Source organism: Hymenobacter cellulosilyticus, from assembly GCF_022919215.1.
In the GTDB taxonomy this organism is placed as follows: Bacteria; Bacteroidota; Bacteroidia; order Cytophagales; family Hymenobacteraceae; genus Hymenobacter; species Hymenobacter cellulosilyticus.
On sequence record NZ_CP095046.1, the window covers coordinates 3,570,227 to 3,594,300 of the forward strand.

24 protein-coding genes and 3 pseudogenes are annotated in these 24,074 nt (G+C 58.9%); 10 read left to right on the forward strand and 17 right to left on the reverse strand.

All coding sequences use genetic code 11. The annotated features are described in order from the left end of the window. Nucleotides 1-30 precede the first annotated feature (30 nt). From MUN79_RS17460 to MUN79_RS17525, 14 genes and pseudogenes are all read right to left on the reverse strand, one after another. Complete coding sequence (locus MUN79_RS17460; protein ID WP_244673927.1) at nt 31-753, reverse strand: alpha-amylase domain-containing protein; 723 nt, start codon at nt 751-753, stop codon at nt 31-33. Continuing rightward, the gene (locus MUN79_RS17465; RefSeq protein ID WP_244673928.1) at nt 750-1,832 is read right to left on the reverse strand and encodes an alpha-amylase family glycosyl hydrolase; all 1,083 of its coding nucleotides are present in this window, start codon (nt 1,830-1,832) and stop codon (nt 750-752) included. The genes MUN79_RS17460 and MUN79_RS17465 overlap by 4 nt, the downstream gene beginning before the upstream one ends. 315 nt (nt 1,833-2,147) lie before the next feature. Then, complete coding sequence (locus MUN79_RS17470) at nt 2,148-3,068, reverse strand: ADP-ribosylglycohydrolase family protein (protein ID WP_244673929.1); 921 nt, start codon at nt 3,066-3,068, stop codon at nt 2,148-2,150. A 30-nt stretch (nt 3,069-3,098) separates the two neighbouring features. Continuing rightward, a complete protein-coding gene (locus MUN79_RS17475; protein WP_244673930.1) occupies nt 3,099-3,647 on the reverse strand; it encodes a hypothetical protein in 549 nt (182 codons plus the stop codon). 65 nt (nt 3,648-3,712) lie between these two features. Beyond that, nucleotides 3,713-5,059: an acetyl-CoA carboxylase biotin carboxylase subunit gene (gene accC, locus MUN79_RS17480; RefSeq protein WP_244673931.1), complete on the reverse strand. Its 1,347-nt coding sequence runs from the start codon at nt 5,057-5,059 to the stop codon at nt 3,713-3,715. A 104-nt stretch (nt 5,060-5,163) separates the two neighbouring features. Next, a pseudogene (gene accB, locus MUN79_RS17485) lies at nt 5,164-5,645 on the reverse strand (acetyl-CoA carboxylase biotin carboxyl carrier protein). 28 nt (nt 5,646-5,673) lie between these two features. Continuing rightward, nucleotides 5,674-6,237, reverse strand: a complete 564-nt coding sequence (efp, locus tag MUN79_RS17490) for an elongation factor P (protein ID WP_100335667.1) — start codon at nt 6,235-6,237, stop codon at nt 5,674-5,676. A 188-nt stretch (nt 6,238-6,425) separates the two neighbouring features. Next, complete coding sequence (locus tag MUN79_RS17495) at nt 6,426-7,439, reverse strand: beta-ketoacyl-ACP synthase III (protein ID WP_244673932.1); 1,014 nt, start codon at nt 7,437-7,439, stop codon at nt 6,426-6,428. A gap of 54 nt (nt 7,440-7,493) precedes the next feature. Next, a pseudogene (plsX, locus tag MUN79_RS17500) lies at nt 7,494-8,434 on the reverse strand (phosphate acyltransferase PlsX). 61 nt (nt 8,435-8,495) lie between these two features. Further along, complete coding sequence (gene rpmF / locus MUN79_RS17505) at nt 8,496-8,717, reverse strand: 50S ribosomal protein L32 (RefSeq protein WP_100335670.1); 222 nt, start codon at nt 8,715-8,717, stop codon at nt 8,496-8,498. 56 nt (nt 8,718-8,773) lie between these two features. After that, nucleotides 8,774-9,307, reverse strand: a complete 534-nt coding sequence (locus MUN79_RS17510) for a YceD family protein (RefSeq protein ID WP_244673933.1) — start codon at nt 9,305-9,307, stop codon at nt 8,774-8,776. A gap of 78 nt (nt 9,308-9,385) precedes the next feature. Then, a complete protein-coding gene (locus MUN79_RS17515) occupies nt 9,386-9,754 on the reverse strand; it encodes a helix-turn-helix domain-containing protein (RefSeq protein WP_244673934.1) in 369 nt (122 codons plus the stop codon). Nucleotides 9,755-9,845: 91 nt separating this feature from the next. Beyond that, entirely contained in the window at nt 9,846-10,940 is a 1,095-nt protein-coding gene (pdxA, locus tag MUN79_RS17520; protein WP_244673935.1) for a 4-hydroxythreonine-4-phosphate dehydrogenase PdxA, read from the reverse strand. 191 nt (nt 10,941-11,131) lie between these two features. Beyond that, nucleotides 11,132-12,586, reverse strand: coding sequence for a leucyl aminopeptidase family protein (locus tag MUN79_RS17525; RefSeq protein ID WP_244673936.1), 1,455 nt, complete (start codon nt 12,584-12,586; stop codon nt 11,132-11,134). Between the two features lie 168 nt (nt 12,587-12,754). Here MUN79_RS17525 and rsmA point away from each other — a divergent pair. From rsmA to MUN79_RS17565, 8 genes and pseudogenes are all read left to right on the forward strand, one after another. Then, nucleotides 12,755-13,524: pseudogene (gene rsmA / locus MUN79_RS17530) on the forward strand (16S rRNA (adenine(1518)-N(6)/adenine(1519)-N(6))-dimethyltransferase RsmA); the annotation flags it as partial. Nucleotides 13,525-13,629: 105 nt separating this feature from the next. Further along, nucleotides 13,630-14,253 (forward strand): hypothetical protein, encoded by a 624-nt coding sequence (locus tag MUN79_RS17535; protein ID WP_244673937.1) that lies wholly within the window; start codon nt 13,630-13,632, stop codon nt 14,251-14,253. Between the two features lie 32 nt (nt 14,254-14,285). Beyond that, entirely contained in the window at nt 14,286-15,215 is a 930-nt protein-coding gene (locus MUN79_RS17540) for an NAD(P)-dependent oxidoreductase (RefSeq protein WP_244673938.1), read from the forward strand. A 102-nt stretch (nt 15,216-15,317) separates the two neighbouring features. After that, nucleotides 15,318-15,791, forward strand: coding sequence for a transcription elongation factor GreA (gene greA / locus MUN79_RS17545; RefSeq protein WP_135462302.1), 474 nt, complete (start codon nt 15,318-15,320; stop codon nt 15,789-15,791). Between the two features lie 147 nt (nt 15,792-15,938). Then, nucleotides 15,939-16,151, forward strand: coding sequence for an HIT family protein (locus MUN79_RS31890; protein ID WP_375378179.1), 213 nt, complete (start codon nt 15,939-15,941; stop codon nt 16,149-16,151). Continuing rightward, the gene (locus MUN79_RS17555) at nt 16,136-16,837 is read left to right on the forward strand and encodes a nuclease A inhibitor family protein (RefSeq protein ID WP_375378180.1); all 702 of its coding nucleotides are present in this window, start codon (nt 16,136-16,138) and stop codon (nt 16,835-16,837) included. The genes MUN79_RS31890 and MUN79_RS17555 overlap by 16 nt, the downstream gene beginning before the upstream one ends. Before the next feature lie 45 nt (nt 16,838-16,882). After that, nucleotides 16,883-17,479, forward strand: a complete 597-nt coding sequence (locus MUN79_RS17560) for a hypothetical protein (protein ID WP_244673939.1) — start codon at nt 16,883-16,885, stop codon at nt 17,477-17,479. Between the two features lie 282 nt (nt 17,480-17,761). Next, nucleotides 17,762-18,517 carry a slipin family protein gene (locus MUN79_RS17565; RefSeq protein WP_244673940.1) on the forward strand — a complete coding sequence of 252 codons (756 nt, stop codon included), beginning with the start codon at nt 17,762-17,764 and terminating at the stop codon, nt 18,515-18,517. Nucleotides 18,518-18,737: 220 nt separating this feature from the next. Here MUN79_RS17565 and MUN79_RS17570 read toward each other — a convergent pair whose 3' ends face one another. The 3 genes from MUN79_RS17570 to MUN79_RS17580 all read right to left on the reverse strand — a co-directional run bounded on the left by MUN79_RS17570 (nt 18,738) and on the right by MUN79_RS17580 (nt 21,170). Continuing rightward, the gene (locus MUN79_RS17570; RefSeq protein WP_244673941.1) at nt 18,738-19,292 is read right to left on the reverse strand and encodes a GNAT family N-acetyltransferase; all 555 of its coding nucleotides are present in this window, start codon (nt 19,290-19,292) and stop codon (nt 18,738-18,740) included. A gap of 68 nt (nt 19,293-19,360) precedes the next feature. Further along, on the reverse strand, nt 19,361-19,849 hold the full coding sequence (locus MUN79_RS17575; protein ID WP_244673942.1) for a hypothetical protein: 489 nt from the start codon (nt 19,847-19,849) through the stop codon (nt 19,361-19,363). A 46-nt stretch (nt 19,850-19,895) separates the two neighbouring features. Next, complete coding sequence (locus MUN79_RS17580; protein ID WP_244673943.1) at nt 19,896-21,170, reverse strand: cellulase family glycosylhydrolase; 1,275 nt, start codon at nt 21,168-21,170, stop codon at nt 19,896-19,898. A gap of 363 nt (nt 21,171-21,533) precedes the next feature. Here MUN79_RS17580 and MUN79_RS17585 point away from each other — a divergent pair, with 363 nt between their 5' ends. Continuing rightward, nucleotides 21,534-22,025, forward strand: coding sequence for a carboxypeptidase-like regulatory domain-containing protein (locus MUN79_RS17585; RefSeq protein WP_244673944.1), 492 nt, complete (start codon nt 21,534-21,536; stop codon nt 22,023-22,025). Continuing rightward, the gene (locus tag MUN79_RS17590; RefSeq protein ID WP_244673945.1) at nt 22,022-23,989 is read left to right on the forward strand and encodes a TonB-dependent receptor domain-containing protein; all 1,968 of its coding nucleotides are present in this window, start codon (nt 22,022-22,024) and stop codon (nt 23,987-23,989) included. Before MUN79_RS17585 ends, MUN79_RS17590 begins: the two co-directional genes overlap by 4 nt. Nucleotides 23,990-24,074: the final 85 nt, after the last annotated feature.

Consider the following 24,074-nt stretch of genomic DNA (forward strand, 5'->3'; position numbering starts at 1 on the left):
CTTGGGCATTCACCTCACTTATTCAACTGTTTACTGCCAAGTTTCGGTGCGGGTCTGGGTGGTGCCGCTGGGGGTGAAGCTACGGTTGGTGCCGCCTTCGTAGAGTACGTTGCCAGCCGCGTCCTTGCGGATATACTTGTACTGCACGCTCGTGCCGCTGGTCAGGTTGATGGTGCCTTTCCAGACGGGGTAGGAAGCGCCGCTGAGCTTGATGGCGTTGGCCGTGTTCCAGGCGCCAAGCTGGGCGGTGCTACCCAGCACGTACACATCCTGGCCGGTGGTGGTGCCGCTGTAAGTCACGTTGAACGACACGGCCGTGGTGCCGGTGGGAGGGGGCGTAGTGCTACCCGCGCCGGGTACCCACACCGAATAGCTGCGGGCATTGACGGGGAAGGTGCCGGTGCCGGCCGAGTTGGTGGTGACCGTGGCGGTGCTGTTGCCGGTTTTGTCGGTCAGCGTGGCGCTTTTGAAGGGCGTGGTAATGGTTTTGGAGCGGGCGGTGCTACCGTCGTTGAGCATCACGAGCAGGCCGGGGTGGGTGGCGTCGCCGGCGCGGGAGTAGGCGTACACGTCGGCATCGTTGATGGAGGTGTACTCGTTGGCGGCGCCGTAGGCATTGGCTTTGCGAATCTGGATGAGCTTCTTGATCTGGGCGCCCAGGCCATACTCGTAGTAGTCGCGGTAGAACACGCAGGGGTAGCCTTTTTCCCGGGTCAGGATGTAGGCGTAGGCCAGCATCTTCAGGTTCGTCACGGGGAGTAGAGCGCGCCGGGGTGGTCGGTGTCGTGGTTATCAACGAAGGAAACCGACAGGGCGCCGTTGGCCTCGGTGAAGCCGGCAAACTGCAGGCCCCGCATATCCCAACTGCCGTTGCCATTGCTCATGTCCTGGAAGGTGTAGTGCAGGGGCACGTCGAAAAGGCTGGTGCGGCCCCCGGTAGCGGCGGCGTAGTTGTTCAGGTCCGTGAGGTTGCGAAACCAGGCCTCACTGACGGCGAAGCGGGTGCCTTTTACGTTGTCGAGCCAGCGGTTCACGTAGGCCGTCTGGATGTGCTTGGTGGCGTCGAGCCGGTAGCCGTCGAGGCTGAGCTTGGTGGTAATCCAGTTGCCCCAGGTAATGGTTTCGTTGGCGTTGTTGACGTCACTGTAGCGGATTTCCGAGCCCAGCAGGTTGTCGTAGGCGTCCCCGTTGGCGTAGGGCTGGAAGTCGTAGGAGGCCCACTGGTACCACCCGTTGTTGGGGGCCTGCTGGGTGGCCGAGAAATTGTTCCAGTGCCACTTGTAGGAGCTGTAGGTGTTGTTGCGGCCGGGGTAGGTGAAGCTGGTGTACACGTTGTACTGGTTATTAGCCAGCTCCTGGTTGTCGGCAAAGGTGAGGTGGTTCATCACCATGTCCTCGTACACCTGAATACCCTGGTTGTGCAGGGAAGTAATAGCGCCCTGCAGCTGACTAATGGTGCCGTAGCGGGTGGCCACGGTGCCTTTCTGGTTGAACTCGCCCAGGTCGTAGCGGTCGTACACGCCGTAGCCTACGTCGGTGGCGCTACCCCCTTTGTAAGCCGGGGGCAGCCAGAGGGCCGTGATGCCGGCATCCTTGAGCTCAGTGGCCTTGCTGCCCAGGTTCTGCCACCAAGTACCGGCCGTAGTGGTGCGGGGCACGTCCCAGTAAAAGGCCTGCATCATCACGCCGTTGACGGCTACGGCATTGGTGGTTGTGGGCGCGGCGACGGGCACAGCAGTAGTGCCGGGCTGAACGCCATCCTTGGTGCAGGAAGGCAAAAGCATGCCTGCGGCAAGCAGCCCCGTGAGGGCCGTCGCTGAAAGTTTGTTCATAACTGTGGGTGTTTTGGTTAGGGCAGAATTATAGGACAAGTATAAAGTAATATTCTAGAAATGATGCTACATCATTTCGGTATTACTAATAAAAACCCATTTTTAATGAAGTATTTATAATTACGTATAAAATAGATAGTTAAGTATCTGTAAATGAGCTGGTAATCGTAATAAATGACGCAAGTAATTTGGCTTGCTAAATGGGTTTAGTGTAACTCTAACGCCGTCATAAAAAGGCTGAAAAAAATTGTAGTCAGCCACTTAAATTTCTTAGGTCCAGGCCCAGCGCCGCTTATTGTCTGACTGAAAGACGAGTTAAGACAGGATTGCAGCGTTGAAGCGTGTTACCGTGGCTTGAACCCAGGCAAACTCGGGCAACTGCTGCAGCTTGCCGTACAGCGGCCGGGGAATACCAGCCACGCCCAACAAAGCCCCGCTGAGCTGACCGGCCAGGGAGCAGTTGGTGTCCGTGTCGCCACCGGCGGCCACCAAGCCCGCCAGCATGGCTTCAAAACCGAGCCGGCGCACCTGATTGGCCGCTGTCAGGGCCAGGGGAACCGAATCAACGACGTAGCCGCTGCTGCCAAACCGGGCCGCCATTTCGCCCAGACTCAGCGTGTTCTGCACCTGGTTTAGCTCCAGGAGCCGGTCCCTAACCCGGGTATCAGGCAGCTGCTCCAGCACTAGCGGCAGCAGGTTGTCGTGGCCGGTCCAGGTTCCGTTGCGCACGGCCTGCAAACTCAGCACCACGGCCAGGGCGCCCGTGTAGGCTTCCGGGTGCTGGTGAGTGATGCGGCAGACGTCCTCAAGGATTTGCCTGCTCACGGGCTCGGGCAGAAAGGCCAGGGGCGCAACCCGCATGGCGGCTCCGTTACCGGCGCCGTACTCGCCCTCCCTCCCTGCCTGGCTCCAGTGCCCGCCGGCGGACAGCTCCTGCAGAGCTTTCAGCGTGCTGGCTCCTAAGCCCGTGAGCTGCCGCTTTTGGAAGTAGGTTAGAAACCTCTGGGCAATGACTTCGGGGTTTACATCACCGGTCTCAGCTATAGCCTCGCAGGTGGCCAGGGTAAGCTGGGTATCGTCGGTAAGAGTCCAGTAGTGCTTAACTACAGGCTTGCCGAACGGGTAGTAGGTAGCCGCCAGTGGCCCCGCCGGTGCAGCTTGCTCGTAGCTGCTGCCGTAAGCGTCGCCGATGGCCCCACCGATGAGGCTGCCCGCAAACTGCTCCTGTGTGGTCATATGGCCGGAAAAGTAGGCACTGGTTATGGGCTATCTGAGTGAGGTCAAGACTGGCTCCAGATAAGAGGTTTGGATCCGGTCTATTTCGTTGCGCTGCGAAATCTTATACCGCGGATACAGAATCCAGTAGCGGGAACTGTCGCGGCTATCTTGGCCGAACAAAAAAGTATCAGGCCTACCGCCATCCTGAAAGATAACCGTGGTCATAGGTCCAGGAAGAACGGTGCTGCGGCCGTCAACTCTGCCTACCGTGCGCAGTAAGTCGGCAAAGAAGGCAGGAGGCATTTTGGTTTGCCTACCATTTATCCTGATCTGACAGGTAGTGGCAGCCGTACGTTTTGCGTGGGCTCTAAAACGGGCCTGCAAGTACCTATCGATTGAGCCACCTACCACAAATAGAACAGTAAATCCAACGGCAGCAGTAATCCACAAAATCTTGAATGTCTGACTCCTGAGCACATACCGGTGTTCCGGTTTAGCCATGCCTGCCCGGAATACAACCAAAGACACAACAGCTGCTGCTACAACAGTTAAGCCTAAAGTGTTTTGAACAACGCCGTAGTAATCAATAAAGTCCATAAGCAAAATGCCCGTTTGAGCGAAGTCAAACGGGCATAAAGTACTAGAATACAACCTGGCTGAGTCTACAGGGTCGAGAAGTCGAACGAGGACTCCAGGAAGCCGGTGTTAAAGTTGCCGGCTTTGAAATCGGCGTTGTCCATCAGCGCGAGGTGGAAGGGAATCGTCGTCTTGACGCCTTCCACCACGAACTCCGACAGGGCGCGCTTCATTTTCACGATGCACTCCTCCCGGGTCTGGGCCACGGTGATGAGCTTGGCAATCATCGAGTCGTAGTTCGACGGGATGGTGTAGCCCGCGTACACGTGGGTGTCGACGCGCACGCCGTGGCCGCCGGGAATGTGCAGCACGGTGATTTTGCCGGGGGAGGGGCGGAAGCCGTTCTTGGGGTCCTCGGCGTTGATGCGGCACTCCATGGCGTGCATCTTGGGGTAGTAGCTGTTGCCCGAAATCGGGATGCCGGCCGCCACCTTGATCTGCTCCTTAATCAGGTCGTAGTTGATGATTTCCTCGGTCACGGGGTGCTCCACCTGAATCCGGGTGTTCATCTCCATGAAGTAGAAGTCGCGGTTGGCATCCACTAGGAACTCGATGGTACCCACGCCTTCGTAGTTGATGGCGGCAGCACCGGCAATGGCTGCTTTGCCCATCTTCTCGCGCAGTTCGTCGGTCATGAAGGGCGAAGGAGCTTCCTCCACCAGCTTCTGGTGGCGGCGCTGAATCGAGCAGTCCCGCTCCGAGAGGTGACACACGTGGCCGTACTGGTCGCCGCAGATCTGGATTTCGATGTGGCGGGGCTCCACCACAAACTTCTCCAGGTAAATGCCGTCGTTGCCGAAAGCAGCTTTGGCCTCGGTACGGGCGTCGTTCCAGCCTTTCTCCAGTTCCTCGTCGTTGTGGGCCACGCGCATGCCGCGGCCACCCCCGCCGGCCGTAGCCTTCAGGATAACCGGGTACTTGATTTTGTGGGCAATCTTGAGGGCGTCCTGTAGGGAGTCGAGCAGGCCTACCGAGCCGGGAATGCAGGGAACGCCGGCCTTAATCATGGTCGCCTTGGCCGAAGCCTTGTCGCCCATCTGGTTGATCATCTCGGGCGAGGCCCCAATGAACTTGATGTTGTTTTCCTGGCAGATGCGCGAGAACTCCGCGTTTTCCGACAAAAAGCCGTAGCCGGGGTGAATGGCGTCGGCGTTGGTGATTTCCGCGGCGGCAATCAGCGTGGGAATGTTCAGGTACGACTGGGCGCTGCTGGGCGGCCCGATGCACACGGCCTCGTCGGCGAAGCGCACGTGCAGGCTTTCCTTGTCGGCAGTAGAGTAAACGGCCACCGTTTTGATGCCCATTTCCTTGCAGGTACGAATAATGCGCAACGCAATTTCGCCCCGGTTAGCAATCAGTATTTTCTTAAACACAGGTCTGGGGGTGGATGGAAGAACTAAGAGCTTAGAACTAAGACATCGAACGGGGTTTCCGTTGTTCAGTCTCAATTCTAAGCTCTTCGTTCTCGGTTCTCAAATTACATCGGCTCAATCATGAACAGGGGCTGGTCGTACTCCACAGGAGTGGCGTTTTCTACCAGAGCCTTCACGATGCGACCCGAAGCTTCGGCTTCAATCTCGTTGAAGAGCTTCATGGCTTCGATGATGCAAATAACCTGGCCTTTCTCGACCACGTCGCCTACGTTCACGAAAGCCGGCGACTCGGGCTGCTGCTGCGGTAGAACGTGCCAATCATCGGGGCTTTCAGCGGCTGATGGTTGCTGCTGGCCGCGGCCGGAGCCGTAGCTGCGGCGGGTGCCGCGGCGGCGGCCGGAGCGGCTACCGGGGCCGGGGCGGCCTGGGGCGCGGGGGCGGCCTGCGGGGCTACGTGGCTGCTAACCACTTTCGTGTTGGGCTCGCGCTGCACCGAGATTTTAAATTCCTCGGTTTCGATGTTGACTTTGTTCAACCCTGATTTGGCGATAAAATCAATCAGGTCCTGGAGTTCTTTGGCTTTCATGGCGGCTTCGGTGGGGTGTTTCGGCTGCTTATTTGACTCTTTCGACATAGGAATAGTCGCGGGTGTCTACGCGGATTTTGGTGTCTTGCTCAATGAACAGCGGCACCTGAATGCGGGCCCCGGTTTCGACCGTGGCGGGCTTCAGCGTGTTAGTAGCGGTGTCGCCGCGCAGACCGGGCTCGGTGTAGGTCACCATCAGCTCCACGGTGGTGGGCAGCTCGGCCGTGAGGGGCTGCTCGGTTTCGGCGTGAAACAGGATGGTCGCTTCCTGGCCTTCCTTCATCAGGTCGGCAAAGGGCACCATGGCCTCGGGCAAAGACACCTGCTCGAAGGTCGAGTTGTCCATGAACGTGTAGCCGTAGTCGTCCTTATACAGGAACTGGTGCGGACGCTGCTCGACGCGGGCGGTAGTTACTTTCACCCCGGCGTTGAAGGTGTTGTCCAGCACTTTGCCGGTCTTGATGTTGCGGAGCTTAGTGCGCACAAAGGCGGGACCTTTGCCCGGTTTTACGTGCTGGAATTCGGTAATGACGTAGAGGTCATTGTTGTACTCGAGTACCAGACCGTTGCGAAAATCTGCGGTAGTGGCCATGCTTGGGAATTTTGAAAGGAATATTCTGAAAGGCAGATGCTGCGCGGTGGAAACCCGCCAAACACGCTACCTCCTTAAGTTTCAGGGATTCAGGTGCTGAGCGGAAACGCAACGTGCCGTCCCGGAGAGTGGCGGGGCGGCACGTTGGGAGTGCAAGTATAGGAGTTTTCCGCGTCCAGCCCGCTTATTTACGCTTGTTGCGGGTCAGGTTTGGGGTCGTAAGCCCATTTCAGGTAGATGGAGCCCCAGGTAAATCCACCCCCGAAGGCGGCCAGCACTAGGTTGTCGCCCTTGTGCAACTGCTGCTCGTAGTCCGACAAACAGAGCGGAATTGTGGCGTTGGTCGTGTTGCCGTAGCGGTGAATGTTGAGCATCACTTTCTCCGGACCCACGCCCATGCGGTTGGCCGTAGCGTCGATGATGCGCTTGTTGGCCTGGTGGGGTACCAGCCAGGCCACGTCTTCCTTGGTCAGGTTGTTGCGTTCCATCACCTGGGCAGCCACGTCGGCCATGTTGGTTACGGCAAACTTGAATACCGTAGCGCCTTCCTGGTAGATGAAGTGCTCCTTGTTGGTTACCGTTTCGATGGACGGGGGACGGCGCGAGCCGCCAGCTTTCTGGAAAAGGTAGTTCTCACCCTTGCCATCGGTACGCAGTACCTGGTCCAGGATGCCGTAACCGTCGGTGTTGGGCTCCAGCAACACGGCCCCGGCACCGTCGCCGAAGATAATGCAGTTGGAACGGTCAGTGTAGTCTACGATGCTCGACATCTTGTCGGCACCCACCACAATGACCTTTTTGTACATGCCGCTCTGAATGAACTGCGCGCCGGTGGCCAGCGAAAACAGAAAGCCTGAGCAGGCCGCCTGCACGTCGTAGCTGAAGGCATTGATGGCGCCCACCCCGTGCGAGATAATGTTGCCGGTGGCCGGAAACACCATGTCGCCAGTTGTGGTAGCGCAGATAAGAAGGTCAATGTCCTCGGCGCGGGTTCCGGTCTTGTCCAGCAGTTGCTGCACGGCCTTGATACCCATTACCGAGGTGCCCTGGTTCTCGCCCTTCAGAATTCGTCGTTCCTTGATGCCAGTGCGCGTTGTAATCCACTCGTCGGTGGTGTCCACCATCTTCTCGAGCTCTTGATTGGTCAACACGTAGTCGGGCACGTAAGAGCCAACTCCGGTTATGGCAGCAGTGATTTTCATTCGGGAAACGGGAAAAATAGGCAAAAAAAGTCCGGCCTCAGCCGGACTTAGTCGCTAGGACTTGAAAGTGTCTTTTATCTGGTCGGCAATACCGGATTTGGCCATTTGGTAACCCTGCAAGAGCATGTTGCAAATAGCTTCCGGCGTGCTCACGCCGTGGCCGATAATGGCGTTGTCGTTGATACCCAGAATAGGGCTGCCGCCAATGGCCTCGTAGTTGAACTTATCGAAGAAGGGGTCGTGCATCTGCTTTGCAGCCAGGATGTCGTACACCGACTCCGCCATTTTCAGCACCACGTTGCCCGTGTACCCATCGCAGACAATTACGTCAGCTTTGTCGTTGAACAGGTCGCGGCCTTCGATGTTGCCAATAAAGTGAATATGGGGATTCACCTTCAGTAACTGGTGGGCGGCCTGGGTAATGGCGGTGCCTTTACCTTCTTCCTCGCCCAGGTTCATGAGTCCCACCTTGGGCTTGGCGATGCCCAGTACATACTGCGCATACAAGGAGCCCAATTCCCCGAACTGCTCCAGCATTTCGGGTTTGCACTCGGCATTGGCACCCACGTCCAGCAAAATGCCGAAACCACCCGCTAGCTTCGGCGTGAAGTTGGCAATGGCCGGGCGCAGCACGCCCGATACCGGTTTTACGCTAAACATAGCGCCCACGAGCATGGCGCCCGTGTTGCCGGCGGAGCAGAAGGCTTCTACTTCGCCGTTGTGCAGCATGCGGTAGCCTACGGCTATACTAGAATCCTGCTTTTGCTGGTAGGCTTTGGCAGGGTGCTCACCCATCTCGATAATCTGCGAGGCAGCGACGAGAAGCAGGCCGTCGGCCGCGGCCCCATGCTGTTGAAGCAAGGGGCGCACGGCATCTTCCTGGCCAATGAGCACAATCTGAGCCGCGCCGGCAAGCTTTTGGGCAGCCAGCACGGCGCCGTCCACGGCAGCCTGGGGAGCGAAATCGCCCCCATTGCGTCCAGGGCTATCTTCATGTACGAGGTGTCAAGGGTAGGGAGTCGGGAAGGCGGGCCGGCCGAAACCGGCTAGACGGGCTTATTCTTCGTCGGAAGCAGGAGCCGCGGCAGCTACGGGAGCGTAGTCTTTGATGGCTACTTTACCGTGCAGGTACAGGTCGCCGTCTACCACGTAAGCCTTGTGGCGCAGGTGCAACTCACCTGTGTTCTGGCAGATAGTTACTGCTTTGGGGGTCAGCTTGTCGTGGGTGCGACGCTTGTCGCGGCGGGTCGAGGATTGACGGCGCTTAGGATGTGCCATGGGTACAGGGGAATATTAAAAGTTGAATTATTTAAATGCAAATTGCCGGTCAGGCCTTAGTTGAGGTTGCGCAGGGCATCCCACCGCGGGTCGGTTCCTTCGTCGTCATCCTCAATGTCACCGGGCTGGCGGGTGCTAAAGATGAGCTTGGTTTCGGCCTCGGGGTTCTCATCGGGCTCATTCTGGAAGCGCGGGTGCAGCTTCTTCATCGGAATGGCCAGACCGATATAGTCAAATAAGTGCTGGGCAATGGGGAGCGTCTGGGTCTCGGGCGTGATTTGCAGCACGTCGTCGTCGAGCTCCAGATTTTGGTCGCCAAAGCGCACGCGCAGGGAGTGGCGCACGTCGAGGGGCTGGTCGAAATCTTCCAGGCTCCGGTCGCAGACAAGGCGCACGGTGCCCACAATGTGGAAGTCCAGGGTGATGAGCAGATCCGTTTTGGTCAGGTCCACGTCGGCGTGGAGCTGGCCATCCTGGATCAGGTTCTGCTCGAACTGCTCAAAGAAAGCGCGGTCCAACTCAAACGCGAAATGGTGCGTTTTGCTGGCCAGCTTGGCGATGTTCAAATCGTATTGCGAGTCCTTTTTCACAGGATTATTTGTAGGAAGGGGGCAAAAGTAGAAAGATTTCCCCGTTTTAAGAAAGTGAGCGGCGCTTTCGCAGCTGGATCAGGCGTTTTTGAGAATGAAGTCGGAAGGAATATTCAACCGCTCATACAGGCGCTTGGCCAAATCCAGGGTCACACGACGCTTACCGCTTAGAATCTGGGAAAGACGGCCGGCCGGCACTTCCAAGAGCTCGGCCAGCTCCTTTTGCTTGAGGCGCATCTGCTGCCGCTTCAGCTCAATCATCTCCGCCAGGGACGTTGGCAGGGTCGGGATGGGCAGCAGACCTAGTTGGCCCTCATATGCATCCAGAGCCACAATCAGCTCCCGGAACTCGGCTTCCAGGGCCGGGTTGCCTTCCACTCCAGCCGCTGCCAGCGCATCGAGTCGGCGCAGGGCCGTGCGGTAGTCAGCGGGAGTGTGCAGAATCATGCGGAGAGGTTAAAACGGGAACAGACAGGTAACAGCTACCTGCTTAGGAGCTGCAAAGCTACAACAGAGTTTTGATTCAACAAATAAAATTTCACTTTTGGAAAGAATCTATTCCAAAGCGAAATACTTTACTCCGTGCGGCCGCCTCGGGGGCTGGCCCGGGCACTAACGGTTTGAGCCCAGCGTACTTCTGGCGCTGCCGGATCAGGTCACAGGCCATATATACGGCTTCGCGGAAAGACGTCTCATCGGCTTTAAATTGGCCGGCCAGCCCGTAGGCCGTGCCATGGTCGGGGGAGGTGCGAATGACCGACAGGCCCGCCGTGAAGTTGACGCCCCGCTCGAAAGCAATGGTTTTGAACGGAATCAGGCCCTGGTCGTGGTAGAGCGCCAGGGTAGCGTCGAAGGAGCGGAACTGGCCGGTCCCGAAGTAGCCGTCGGCCGGGAAAGGGCCAAACACTAGGTGTCCTTCGCTGAGCAACTGCTCAATTACGGGCGTTACCACCTCGGCTTCCTCTGAGCCCAACAGGCCGTTTTCCCCCGCGTGAGGATTGAGGCCGAGCACGGCTACCCGGGGCTTGTCGATGCCAAAGTCATTCTTGAGCGACTTGAGCAGAATCCGCAGCTTGGTGGTGAGCAGCTCTTTGGTGAGCCGGGCAGGCACGTCCTTGAGGGCTATGTGGCCCGTAGCCGTGGCCACCCGCAGATCCTCGCTGGCCAGCAGCATCAGGCTTTCCGGGGCGTCGAAGAAGCTGGTCAGGAACTCGGTGTGGCCGGGGTAGCGGAACTCGTCGGACTGGGTGTTTTCCTTGCTGATGGGCGCCGTAACGAGGCCGTCGAGCAGGCCAGCCTTCAGGTCGCGGGCAGCAGCCAGCAGCGACTCCCGGGCAGCCCGGCCGGAGGCGGCAGTCGGCTGCCCAGGCGTGAGGGTGTAGTCCTCGTCCCAGCAAGTTACCGCGTTGGGCTTGCCAGGGTCAATATCAGCCGCCGAGCGAACCTGGCGGAAGGTGAGGGGAGTGGCTTGTTGGTCGGCGGGAAAATCGTCGAACAGCACGGTGGCCGTGCCATACACCACCGGCGTGCAGTACTTGAGCAGGCGGCTGTCGAGCAGGGTTTTATAAATGATTTCCGGCCCGATACCGGCTAGGTCGCCAACTGAAATACCGAGGCGGGGAAGAGTACTCATAAGGGTTTAGTGTGCTTGGAGCAAAATGATTAAGAACGTCATGCCGACCAACGGGAGACACCTCGCGTGCATGCTGATTACTGCTGTTACAGCGAAGCGGTAGAGATGCTTCGGCAAGCTCAGCATGACGATTACTACTGTAACGTCAGCACGCGAGATGTCTCGCGCTGCTCGACATGACGTGTGGGAGGTTACGCGCGGTTTTTGAGGAAGTCGTAGAGCAGGCGCACGGTGGTGCCGGTGCCGCCCTTGCCGCGGTAAGAATCGGGGGCCATCAGGTAAGCCGGGCCGGCAATGTCGAGGTGAACCCAGGGGTAACCCACGGCGAAACGCTCCAGGAACTTGCCGGCCGAAATGGCGCCGGCCTCGGCCTTGCCCAGGTTGTTGATGTCGGCAATGTCGGACTTGATGTGGTCGGCGTATTCTTCCCACATCGGGAATTCTACCACCCGCTCGTGCACCCGGTTGCCGGACTTTTTGAGCTCGGCCATCTGGTCTTCCGAGGCTGTGCCCATGGCCACAATGCCTTCCTTGCCGATGGCGCGGGCCGCTGAGCCGGTAAGAGTCGCAATGTCGACCACAAATTCGGGCTCGTATTTGCGGGCAAAAGCCAGGGCGTCGGCCAGAATCAGGCGGCCTTCGGCGTCGGTGTTCAGCACTTCCACGGTCAGGCCGCTGTACATGGTCAGCACGTCGCCGGGGGCAAAGGCCAGGCCGCCGGGGCGGTTGTCGGTGGCGGGCACCAGGCCAATGACGTGGAGCGGAACCTGGTTTTTAGCCAGGGCATAGAGCACGCCGGTTACGGCCGCGCCGCCCGACATGTCGCACTTCATCATGTCCATCGAGGCCGGGGTGGGCTTCAAACTCAGGCCGCCCGTGTCGAATACGACACCCTTGCCCACCAGTACGTAGGGCTTGGCATTGGTGGCGCCTTCCGGCTTGTACTCCATAATGGTAAAGGTGGGCGGCTCGGGGCTGCCCTGGTTGACGGCCAGCAAGCCGCCCATGCGCAGGGCCTCAATGCGGACCAAGTCCAGGATTTCGGTGTGGAAACCGGCTTCTTCGCCCGCGGCGGCCATGCGCTCGGCAAACTGCTCGGCGTTGAGCTTGTTCAAGGGCATGTTGATCAGGTCCCGGGCCAGAAACACGCCCTGCAGCACCCCGTCCAGCTCCTGTAGCTCCTTTTCGGAAGCACCACCGACCACGTGAATGTGCGTGAGCTTGGCGGCTTCCTTGGATTTCTCGTCGGTCTTGTAGCCCTCAAACTGGTAGGCCGTCAGCGCCAGGCCCTCTACCAACGCCAGGGCCAGCGTGGCATCAGCGTGGCCCGACAAGTCCTGCACGTAGAGCTCGGCTACCTTGGCGGCCTTGAGTTGGGCGTGTAGCTGGTGGCCGCTTTTGCGCATGGCTTCTGCTACGAGGTGAGTCGTGGCTTTTTCGGCGGCCACCACAAAGAAGTGCTGGTGCGAAAAGTGGTTGACCGTGATGAGCTTGCTGTCGGTGGCGAGCTGGTTGGCAACGTACTGGCGGGCAGCCTCGTGCAGGTCCTGCAGGTGCTGGGGAAGCTCCTTGGTGCCGGCGGGCAGCAGGAAGACGGCGGTGGCGTGCTGGGGCAGCTCGGCGGCGGTGGCTAGTTGAATCGACATAGACGGGCGTATCTTTGGGGCGAGTTAGGGCGCGCAAGGTAGGCAGCCTTTGGTAGAACTGAAGTATCAGGACCCGCAACCAAGTGGTTCGAATTTCCTGGGCTTCCCCACGGCTGCCGCGGCTCTTTCTTTTTCCTTCTACGCTTCATCGGCGCACATTTCTGCAAAATGGACCACGTTAGCCCCAAAAAACATTTAGGCCAGCACTTTCTGGCCGACCCTAACATTGCGCGGCGCATCGTGGACTCGTTGCGCCTGCCCGACGGCGTGACGGAAGTGCTGGAAATCGGGCCGGGCATGGGCGTGCTCACCGGCGACCTGCTCAAGCACCCCGAGTATCGCACCACGGTGGTCGAAATTGACCGGGAATCGGTGGACTACCTCGGGCGCAACTTCCCGGCCCTGGAAGGCCGCATCCTGTCGGCCGACTTTCTCCGGCAGGACCTGAGCAAGCTGTTTCCCGAGCAGCCGCTGAGCATTATCGGCAACTTTCCCTACAACATCAGCAGCCAGATTTTCTTCCAGGTGCTGGCCCACCGGCAGCAGGTGCGCGAGGTAGTGGGCATGATTCAGAAGGAAGTGGCCGACCGGCTGGCCGAGCCCCCGGGCTCCAAAACCTACGGGATTCTGAGCGTGCTGCTGCAGGCGTTTTACACCGTAGAAATGCTCTTTACCGTGCCGCCCCACGTGTTTATTCCCCGCCCAAGGTGCAGTCGGCCGTGGTGCGCCTCACGCGCAACGCTACCGAGCACCTGGGCTGCGACGAGAAGCTGTTTTTTCAGGTGGTCAAGCAGGCGTTTCAAACCCGGCGCAAAACCCTGCGCAATGCTTTGAAGCCCTTCGGCATGGTGCCCGAAGCCACGACCAACCCCGTGTTTGAGAAGCGCGCCGAGCAGCTCAGCGTGGCCGATTTTGTGGAGCTGACCAAACACATTGAGCAGCACCGCGTTGTTGCCCCACCGGCGGTGAACAACGCCAAGTCCCGCCGTGCGAAAAACGTTGCCGACGAAACCGAAGAAGAATAAGCTTCGCTAATTCCGTTTATGTACAAGGTAAGTGTTGTGGCTCTGAGCCTGTTGCTGGTTGGTTTCTGTACCGATACCTCTGGCCCAACCTTTAGCGGCCGGATTATCTATCGTCATTCGTTTACCAGCCTTGATGGGACTGATATAACCGCCAAGCTGGTGCCGTACTTCGGCGCCGAAATGTGGACTTATATTAACAATGGTAATTACAAAGACTACGACGAGAAGCAGCAGTTGACCCAACTCTACACCAGCGCTTCCAACCAGTATCAGGTATTCCAGAACGGCAAGCTTTTCAAAGCTTTCAGAGCTGATACGCTGCTGACAACGGACGTACAGATTACTGCCCTCCCCGACACTGCCACGGTGCTGGGCTATTCCTGCAAGGCCCTGCAGATTGTCGAAGACGGAGTAACAACGGTTTACTATTACGCACCTGGTTTAGCAGTTGATCCAGAGTCGTTTTCCCGGCACACCCTGGGCCAGTGGTATGCCTACATGCGTGCTACCCACGGCGCTCTAACTTTGCGCTACCGCATCACGAATCCCAAATATGGTTATGTAATGACGAGTGAGGCTATGTCAATAAAACCAATGGCATTAAACAAAACTGATTTTTCCACCACCGCAGCTCCTCGCTAGAAGTTATGAGCCTTTGCCTCTGCGTAGACGAAATGCACCCGTCGCTGCCCGAGTTGCTCGAGCCGCTGGGCATTACCTTGCACTACCGGCCCGATCTGAAAGCCGCCGAAATACCGGCGGCCCTGGCCGCTGCGCCCTACGACGGCCTGATTGTGCGCAGCAAAGTGCGCATCACGGCCGAGCTGCTCGCGCACGGCTCGAACCTCCGCTACGTGGCCCGGGCCGGAGCCGGCGTCGATAATATCGACGAGGAGGCTTTAGCCGCAGCCGGCGTGACGTTGGTGAATGCGCCCGAGGGCAACCGGGACGCAGTAGGCGAGTACACCCTGGGCCTGCTGCTGGCCTTGTTTCGCAACATCGTGCGGGCCGACCGGGAAGTGCGCCAGGGCCTGTGGCAGCGCGAGGCCAACCGGGGCGAGGAAATTGCGGGCAAGGTCGTGGGCATCCTGGGCTACGGCCACATGGGTGCGGCCTTTGCTAAGCGCCTGAGCAACTTCGGCTGCACGGTGCTGGCCCACGACCGGAACCCCGACCTCCCCGGCGACCATAACGCTATTCTGGTAAGTTTGCTGGAGCTGCAGGAGCGGGCCGATGTGCTCAGCATCCACATTCCCTACGAGGCCCGCAACCGCCACTTCGTGAATGACGAGCTGCTCACTGGATTTCGCAACCCGATCTGGCTGCTGAACACGGCCCGGGGCGAGGTTCTCGACCACACCGCCCTGGTGCGGGGCCTGCAAAGCGGGCAGGTGCGGGGCGCCGCCCTCGACGTGCTCGAAAACGAGAAGCTCGCCACCCTGACCGAAACCCAGCAAGCCACCCTGGATTATCTGAAAGCCTCGCCCAGCGTTATTTTTTCGCCCCACATCGGGGGGTGGAGCTTTCAGTCGTACCAGCGTATAAATGAGGTGCTGGCCCGCAAAATCGGAGAATTTCTGCGGGGCGTCCGGGCGGCGCACTAGCAGAAATTGCCGCGGGTTCGTATATTTGTCCTAAACCTGTTTCGGAGAACGGTCGGCCCAGCTGACCGTTCTCCTTGTTTTTTAGCAAACCCATCCACTGACATGGCTTCCGTTAATTACTATACTCCTGAAGGCCTGCAGAAACTCAAAGACGAGCTGCAGGACCTCAAAATCCGCGGCCGGGCCAAAGCAGCTGAGGACCTGCGCGAAGCCCGCGACAAAGGTGACCTGAGCGAAAATGCCGAGTACGATGCGGCCAAAGAAGCACAGGGCCTGCTGGAACTGAAAATCTCCAAGCTGGAAGAAATCGTCGGCAACGCCCGCGTTATCGACGACACCAACATGGACGTGACCAAGGTATTGATCCTGAGCAAGGTAAAGCTCAAGAACCTGAAGAATAACATGGTGCTCGACTACCTGCTGGTGGCCGAGGAAGAAGCCAACCTGGCCGCCGGCAAGATTTCGGTGAAGTCGCCCATTGGCAAAGGCCTGCTGGGCAAGTCGGCCGGCGACACGGCCGAAATCACCGTGCCCGCCGGAAAGCTGCAGTTCCAGATTCTGGAAGTAAGCCGGTAGAGGTGAACTTGTGAGATTGTGAAATGGTGAGTTTTTCCATTTCACCCAAGGGCGAAGCTGTCAGCTTCGCCCTTTTGCGTTTTGACCCGTACTTTGGCGCAAGCAGAACCTCAAACTCACCACCTCACCATTTCACCACCTCACCCTATGCCCTCGATTTTCTCCCGCATCGTTTCGGGCGAGCTGCCCGCTTATAAAGTTGCCGAGGACGAGCACCACCTGGCTTTTCTCGACATCACGCCCCTGGTAGAAGGCCACACGCTGGTCATTCCCAAGCGTGAAGTCGACTACATCTTCGACATGGCCCCGAGGAACTGGCCGCCCTGCACCAGTTTGCCCAGCGCGTGGCCAAGGGCGTGAAGGAAGCCGTGCCCTGCAAGCGGATCGGGGTGGCCGTTATCGGCTTGGAAGTGCCCCACGCCCACATCCACCTGATTCCGATGACGCGGGTGTCGGACATGAACTTTGCCAACCCCAAAATCAAGGTGGACGAGCGGCGCATGAACGAGCTGGCCGCCGCCATCAGCGCCCAGGTGCCCGCCGCCGGCAAAGGGGGCCAAGCGGCGGCCGTAGTAAAGCCCCTGGCCAGCAAAGCCGAGCGGGAAACCACCGAAGCCACCGATGCGCCTGCCGCCCGTGCTGCCAGCGACGCTACCGACCCCACTTCCCAGCAGCTGCAGAATCTAACCCAGGGGCTGCAGTTTGTAAGTGAATCCGAAGCGCCGCTGGAGGTAGTCAGCTACGAGGCACCCGGTGGAGCCCTGACGGAGGCCGCTCTGCTCAAGATTACGGGCCAGCCGGCCTCTGCCAGCGTTGAAACCGTGGACCTGATGCACTTTCTGCGCAACCACACGGCCGATGACGGCGTGCTTGGGGACCCGGAGCTGGCTAACCGCTACAAAGCCCTGCAGATGTTTCTGAAGCAGGAGCTGGAAGAAACCAAGGTGTACCGCGTGGGCACGGGCCCCCAGGTGCAGGCCTACGCCCTGGGCCGCACCACCGACGGCAAGCTGGCCGGTTTCAAGACCGTGCTGACCGAGACCTAAGCCGCCGGTAAACAGCCTTCAGCACCTAGAAAACAGTTTCGACCTATGAACGAGACCTTGACCATTGCCCTGGTGACGTTGGGCGTGGTGGGCGGCGGCATTCTGCTGCTTCAGCATATTCCGCTCGGCCCTAACTATCAGGACGGCGAATTTCGCCGCCACCTCACTGCGTCCGAAAAGGCCGCTCTGGCCCGGGGTGATACGGTGGAAAAGGTGCACAAAGCCTACCAGGACGTGTGGCATACTTATTACGACCAGGGACCCTTGCGCGTGGAGCCGCTTGGTGGCAAAAAGTATAAGTTCACGCCCTATGGCCACTGGCAGCGGCTTTCCAAACAAGGCCAGTTCCAGGCCGACATGCACTATAGAAACCCTCTGCGGGACACGTACTGGCGGGAATACCTGCCCGACGGCTCCCTGGATTTTATTCTGTATTCGCTGCCGGCCGTTGTGGACGGGGACACGGTGACGGAATCCCGGATGGTGTATTTTACCCTCGTTGGAGCCAAGGATACAGCCTTCGTAAGCCACAGCTTTTCGAAAGGCAACAAGGAGGTAAAAGGGTTTTACTTTTCCCGCGATACCCAGGGCAAGCGCCCGATGCCCAAGGAGTGGAAGTTTTCCCGCTACAACTTCGAGTGATACCGGAGCTGCAGCTTTTTACTGGCATAAGGCCCCGGTTCCGCCTGGAATCGGGGCCTTTTTTGTGGTTGTTAGGGCCTGGTACACTCCAAAACAACAAGCTAACCGACCCATAATGGTAGGGTGAGGGCCCCAGGGCTGAGCGCGCCACGGAGAGAAGACAAGTAAAAACAGCGTTTGTAGCCAGGAGAGGCCGTTGGCAGGAGGGAGCAGCGAAGCTGGCACGAGCAGTGTGGCTGAAGCGGGCAACAACGAAACTCCGAACCCTTATTTCGCCTTGCCATGTCACTCTATTCAGTTCTTCTCTTTCTCGTCGTTTTTCTGTTGCTGGGTTTGCGCATCGCCCAGGAATACGAGCGGGCCATTGTCTTTCGCCTCGGTCGGTTTGTGGGCACCCGCGGGCCCGGGCTCTACTGGATTATCCCGTTTATCGAGCGGCAGCAAACCATCGACATCCGCACCAAAACCGTGGACCTGGAGCAGCAGGAAACCATTACCAAGGACTCGGTAACCATCAAAGTGAATGCGGTGCTCTGGTTTCGGGTGGTAGACCCGGCCGGGGCTATTATCAAGGTTGCCAACTTCAACCAGGCCGTGTATCAGCTTTCCGTCACGGCGTTGCGCAACATCATCGGGCAGCACCAATTGGACGAGGTACTTAAGGAACGGCAGCAAATCAACGCTACGCTGCAGGGCCTGGTGGATGCCGCTACCGAAGCCTGGGGCGTCAAGATTGAAATGGTCGAAATCAAGGACGTGGAAATTCCCGAATCCATGCAGCGGGCCATGGCCCGGGAAGCTGAGGCCATCCGTGAAAAGCGGGCCCGCATCATCAAGGCCGAGGCCGAGCTCGAAGCCAGTATCAAGCTCACCCAGGGAGCCCGGCAGATGGAGGAAAGCCCCATTGCCCTTGAGCTGCGTCGCCTGCAGATGCTTTCTGAAATCGGTATCGACAACAACACCACGACCATTGTGATGGTACCCTCCGAATTTACCCAGGCCGCTAAAAGTTTGACGCAACTGGCCGGGAAGGCGTAAGGAATATTACGCTCGTCTGTCATCCTGAACAGGGCGAAGGACCTTCCTCTTCTAAACCACTATTGTTTATTCCAACGTACAAAAGCCCTTTACCATACCAGCGGTAAAGGGCTTTTCAGCATTATAAGAACGTTGAGCGCACAAGAGAGGAAGGTCCTGCGCGCTGCTCAGGATGACAAACGAAGGCTAGCAGATTAGAATAATAAGGCTCAGGGTTAGATCAAAGTGAGTTCACAGCAGTATACCAGTACCAGGCAGCCTCGTCCATCACAAACTCCTCTTGCTCTGTCATTCCCAGCCGCTCCAAAATCCGACGGGAGGCGTGGTTGCCATGCATGGCCGTGGCGTGGATTTCCGGGAGCTGCAGCACCTCGAAGGCATAGCGGAAGCTGGCCTGGGCCGCTTCCGAGGCGAACCCTTGGCCCCAGTGCCGTTGAAGCAAGCGGTAACCGATATCGTAGTAGTTGGTGCGCCCGTTGATGACGTGGTCATTGACCAGCTTGATACCGCACCAGCCAACAAATTCCCCGGTATCCTGGCGCACCACCGCCCAGCGGCCGATACCGTTTTGCTCGTATTGCTGCCGGACGTAATCCACCGTAGCAGCGGCCTCCGCCAAGGTGCTAATGAGTTGATTGGGCAGGTAACGCAGCACTTCCGGATCGGAGTCGAGGGCCAGGATGCCCGGCGCATCGTCGGGCTGCATGGGGCGCAGCAGCAGGCGCGGGGTGGTCAGGCTATCCATGGCGGCGCACGGCGTATACCAGCCCGGCAAGCTTATGCAGGCTGAAAAGGCTGTTGGGCTGGCAGGGGCGGAGAGTGAAAGGCATGGGAGAAAGGGCATTAAGGATAGAGTAAACCAAGTTCATTCACATCTAGATGTACCGGTTTCCAGAGCAGCGTGTCAACCTTGCCGGAGTCAACCTCTTTCATCCAGTTTATTCCCGGTAGCAACCTGATTTTTTCTACAGTGCGCCTTCGATATCCTAAAGCGCCGACGTCTTTCATTTGGAACTCGATTACCGTATTGCTCGATTCCCGGTTGACGTAATCAATGGATTGCGTTTGCCAACCGCCTCCGAGGATGAATAAGACCTCTACAATGGCGAAAACGACCAATAGGAAAGCAACAAATCCGCTGAAAATGATAAAGCTGGCCTTAAACAGGACTCTGTATACATAGGTAACAGTCGTAAGCACTGCCACCACCAGTAAAAGGAAAACAAGCTGCAGGCTGTGGATATTCAGGGGTGTGGCAACGTCGAGTACGAACAACATCGACGTTGCCAGCGCAATTGCTAAAAGCTGTTGGTTAGATAGGGATAGTGGCAAAGCGTAGTAGTGTAGATTGGTTGTAATAGTAATGCTTGAACCGGCCTTACTTCCCCTTCACGTAGAACGGAATATTGGCCGTAGCCACGTTGTCCTTGCCGTCATAAGCATACACAAACAGCCGGTAGGCGCCTTCTTTGGTCGGTGCTTTTAGTGTCGTTTTGCCTTTGCCCTCAGCCGGTACCAGGCCGGGAATGGCAGTGGGGCGGCTTTCCCGGTCGCCGCCGCTTTTCAGGTCGGTGCTTTCGGGCAGCAGCTCGTAGCGGTAGGTGAGCGGGTCTTTGTCGGGGTCCGAAACGGTGGCAACGACGGGCACGCTCTGGCCGGGCTGCACATACACGTTGTCGGTAGATTTTTTGCCGTTTAGCGTAAAGGCAGCCAGGTGCGGAGCCCGGTTCTGGGGCCACTTGCCGCTCCATAGGTACTGCATCACGTCCACCACTTCCGACTCCTTGCCGTCCTCGGTGAAGATGCCGTACCAGGTGGGCGTGCGTTCCTGCTTCTGGCCCCACAAGAACACGTAGGTGCCCAGGCACTGGGTTTTGTCTTTGGCCACAGAGGCCTCGTAGCGGCTCTGGTACACGGCGGCTTTCTGGCTGCTGGTTTCCTCTACCGAGGCTTTCCAGGGCGTCACGGGGCTTTCCCAGTGCCCGGTCGGGCCCCACTCAGCTACCACGTAGGGGCCGGTCCAGCCGGTTTTGCGCACCTGCTGCGGAATTTCGGCCAGGCCGGCGTAGGTGTTGATGCTCAGAATATCTACGGCCGGGCACTTGGCCTTGATGTAGTCGGCTTCCTTCTGGTTGAGGCCGGCCAGCACGGTGCTGGTGGGGTGGTTGGGGTCGACTTCGTGAATCATCTGGGCAATCTGCTGCACCGCGTCCCAGACCTTGGGGTTGGTGTATTCCAGGTTCAGCTCGTTGCCGATGCCCCAGAACAGCACCGCCGGATTGTCCTTGTACTTGAGCACCTCGGCTTTCACTTTCTGCAGCTGCTGGGCTACGGCTTCGGCGTTGTTGTAGTCGAAGCCGTGCCGCTCCCGGGCCACGTCCAGGCCCACCATTACCGTCAGACCGTTCTTCTGGGCTTCGGCCAGCACTTTATCGGCATTGTCGGTGCTCCAGGTGCGGATGGAGTTGCCGCCGTAGGCTTTCACCCGCTCGGGAAACTGCCCGCCGCCCGCGCCATTGATAAAGTAGGGCTTGCCGGCACGCAGCAGCTCGTAGCGGCCATTGGCCTGCTTTACTTCGACCTTGACGGGGCCGTTTTGGGCTAATGTAACTGAAGCAAAGGTGAGGAGGGGTAGCAGTAGGGTAAATTTCATAGGGAATTTGGGGCTGTTAGGGAAGGAGTTCAAATTAACGGCTATTTCCCAACTGCGGCACGTTGTCCGCTAAGGTTTTGCCGGCACGTCAACCGGTAGCTAGAACTCCAAAGAGGACCAGTTCGAAAAAAAGTTGCCCGAGGCTGTAACCTTCTCTGACGGGCGCGGTGTCCACTGCTGAATTTCACTTTGCCGCTGCCTGGGCACGGTGCGCGTCCGGCCCCGGCGCCGGGTTTGCGCCCCCGGCCTGCTTCTTACCCGAAACCTGCTTTAGCCCCGCTTTCAGCGCCATTCTTTTGCGCTGCAGCACAGTATTGCCTTTCCCGAACGACCGTCGCCAACTCACCTAACCCTTTCTGCACCGTGAAAAACAACTTCTACTCAACTGTGTCTGGCCTGGCATTCGGCTTTGCCGCGGGGCTGCTGCCATCGGCTGCTACGGCGCAAACTGCCAGCACCGCCACGGGCCGGGTGCAGACTGAAGCCGGCGCGCCTATTGACTACGCCACCGTCACGCTGCACCGGGCTGCGGATTCCATGCTGGTCAAAACCGAATTTAGCGACGCGAAAGGGGAGTACCGGTTTGAGCAGCTGGCCGCGGGCAAGTACCGGGTGTCGGCGGCGCAGGTGGGCTACAACCGCGCCTGGAGCGCCGCCTTTGAGCTGCCCGGTAGCGGCGTGGTTGCGGCCATAACCCTGCGCGTCAACTCCGCCACCCAGCTTAAGGAAGTGCAGGTGGTGGGGCAGAAGCCGCTGTTTGAGCGCCAGGCCGACCGTACTATTGTCAACGTGGAAGGCTCGACGCTGGCCGTGGGCAACTCCACGCTGGAAGTGCTGAGCCGGGCCCGGGCGTGACGGTAGATGCTAACGACAACCTGGCCTTGCGCGGGCGGCAAGGGCTGCTGGTGATGATAGATGGCAAGCGCCAGCCCATGACCGGGGCCGAGCTGGCCGACTACCTGCGCGCCCTGCCCGCCGACCAACTCAAAAGCATTGAGCTTATTACGAGTCCGCCGGCCAAGTACGACGCCCAGGGCAGCGCGGGCATTATCGACATCAAGCTTAAGAAAGACCAGCGAGTGGGCACCAACGGCAGCGGCAACATCAGCTACGGCCGCGGGCAGTTCGGCCGGTTTTCGACCAGTGCTTCGGGCAACCACCGCCAGCCGGGCCTCAACCTGTTTGCCTCCACGACCTACACCCGGCGCAGCAACTTCGGTATGCGCAACACCTTCCGGCGCTTCTACGAAACCCGTGACGGGCAGCCGGTGCTGGTCAGCACCGCCGACCAGCGCAACAACCAGACGGGCAGTGACCATTTCCTGATCTGGCGGGCGGGAGCCGACGTGGACTTGTCCAAAAACACGATTCTGGGCGGCGTCGTGACCGGCTTTGCGGTACCCAACCCAAGGCCTGGCGGGAGCAGCAACAACGTGAGCTACTTCTACGACGGGGCCGGGCAGCTAACCGACTACTACACGGCCCAGGGCACGGGCCAGGGCTATAATCCCAATATCACGGCCAATCTGAACCTCAAGCACGTCTTTGCCAATGCCAAAGCCGGCAAGCCCGAGCTGACGGCCGACCTCGACTACGCCCGCTACTACACCCACCGCCTGCAGAGCCTGACCACGTTCTACGAGCTGTCGGGCCGGCCCGAAACCCTGCTCAACGGCGACCAGACCGGGGAACTGATTATTCAGGCCGCCAAAGCTGATTACACCCGGACGCTGAGCGCAAACACGACCATGGAGGCCGGGGTCAAAGCCAGCCGGGTGTTTTCCGACAACGACCTGCTGTTTCTCAATACCGTGGAGGGCGTCACGACGGTAGACCAGGGCCGTAGTAACCGCTTCCGCTACGACGAGCTGATTTCGGCGGCTTACCTGAATCTGAGTCACAAAATGGGGGCGCTGAACCTGCAGGCGGGCCTGCGCGGCGAGCAAACCCACGCCACCGGCCAGCAGGTGGTGGCAGCCGACAACTTCCGCCGCGACTATTACCAGCTCTTTCCCACGGCTTCGGTGAAGTATACTGCCGGCCCGGCCCACGAGTGGACGGCGGCCCTGAGCCGGCGCATCAACCGGCCCTCGTACCGGCAGCTCAACCCGTTTCGCTTCGTCATTGACCCCACCACGTCGGGCTCGGGCAACCCCAACCTGCGGCCCGAAACCAGCTACAACCTGGAGCTGAGCCATACCTTCAAGCAGAAATTTACCACGGCCCTGAGCTACAGCCTCACCACCGACCCCATTACCGACGTGGCCCAGCCCGAAAACGCCACGTCGACCCTATCGAGGTATGTGAACCTGGACCGCCAGCACTACACCTCCCTGACCCTGACGGCCCCGCTGACACCGGCCAAGTGGTGGACTGTGTACAACAACGCGGTGTTTTTCTACATTCACTACCAGGGCGAACTGGCCGGTACCGCGCTGAACCGCGGGCAGGGTGCCTTCAATCTGAGCAGCAACAGCACCTTCACGTTTGGCAAAGGCTGGGGCGCCGAGCTGAGCGGCAATTACTACTCCCGGCAGCGCGTGGGCTTCTTTGTCTTCCAGGATTACGGGCAGGTGAACCTGGGCGTGCAAAAGGCGCTCTGGGACCGGAAAGCCACCCTGCGCCTGGCCGCCAACGACATTTTCCTGACTACCCCGCTGCGGGCTCAGTCAAACTACAACAACTACCAGGAAGACCTATACCTGCGCCGCGACACCCGGGTAGCTACGTTGTCCTTGAGCTGGCGCCTGGGCAACGACAAGCTAACCTCCACGAACCGCCGCTCCGGGGCCGAGGACGAGAAGCGCCGGGCTCAGTAAAGCGGAGTTGTTGGACGTTAGGTTAAAGTTTGAGTTGACCAGACGTAAGCGTTGCTGCTGAAAATCAGTTTTGCGGTGTGCTGCC

Coding starts and splice junctions, on each gene's coding strand:
- efp (WP_100335667.1), bottom strand. CDS start 6,237: ATGGCCACTACCGCAGATTTTCGCAACGGTCTGGTACTCGAGTACAAC.
- MUN79_RS17540 (WP_244673938.1), top strand. CDS start 14,286: ATGCACCCGTCGCTGCCCGAGTTGCTCGAGCCGCTGGGCATTACCTTG.
- pdxA (WP_244673935.1), bottom strand. CDS start 10,940: ATGAGTACTCTTCCCCGCCTCGGTATTTCAGTTGGCGACCTAGCCGGT.
- MUN79_RS31890 (WP_375378179.1), top strand. CDS start 15,939: ATGCCCTCGATTTTCTCCCGCATCGTTTCGGGCGAGCTGCCCGCTTAT.
- MUN79_RS17535 (WP_244673937.1), top strand. CDS start 13,630: ATGTACAAGGTAAGTGTTGTGGCTCTGAGCCTGTTGCTGGTTGGTTTC.
- MUN79_RS17565 (WP_244673940.1), top strand. CDS start 17,762: ATGTCACTCTATTCAGTTCTTCTCTTTCTCGTCGTTTTTCTGTTGCTG.
- MUN79_RS17470 (WP_244673929.1), bottom strand. CDS start 3,068: ATGACCACACAGGAGCAGTTTGCGGGCAGCCTCATCGGTGGGGCCATC.
- greA (WP_135462302.1), top strand. CDS start 15,318: ATGGCTTCCGTTAATTACTATACTCCTGAAGGCCTGCAGAAACTCAAA.
- rpmF (WP_100335670.1), bottom strand. CDS start 8,717: ATGGCACATCCTAAGCGCCGTCAATCCTCGACCCGCCGCGACAAGCGT.
- MUN79_RS17580 (WP_244673943.1), bottom strand. CDS start 21,170: ATGAAATTTACCCTACTGCTACCCCTCCTCACCTTTGCTTCAGTTACA.
- MUN79_RS17560 (WP_244673939.1), top strand. CDS start 16,883: ATGAACGAGACCTTGACCATTGCCCTGGTGACGTTGGGCGTGGTGGGC.
- MUN79_RS17475 (WP_244673930.1), bottom strand. CDS start 3,647: ATGGACTTTATTGATTACTACGGCGTTGTTCAAAACACTTTAGGCTTA.
- MUN79_RS17465 (WP_244673928.1), bottom strand. CDS start 1,832: ATGAACAAACTTTCAGCGACGGCCCTCACGGGGCTGCTTGCCGCAGGC.
- MUN79_RS17525 (WP_244673936.1), bottom strand. CDS start 12,586: ATGTCGATTCAACTAGCCACCGCCGCCGAGCTGCCCCAGCACGCCACC.
- MUN79_RS17495 (WP_244673932.1), bottom strand. CDS start 7,439: ATGAAAATCACTGCTGCCATAACCGGAGTTGGCTCTTACGTGCCCGAC.
- MUN79_RS17515 (WP_244673934.1), bottom strand. CDS start 9,754: ATGATTCTGCACACTCCCGCTGACTACCGCACGGCCCTGCGCCGACTC.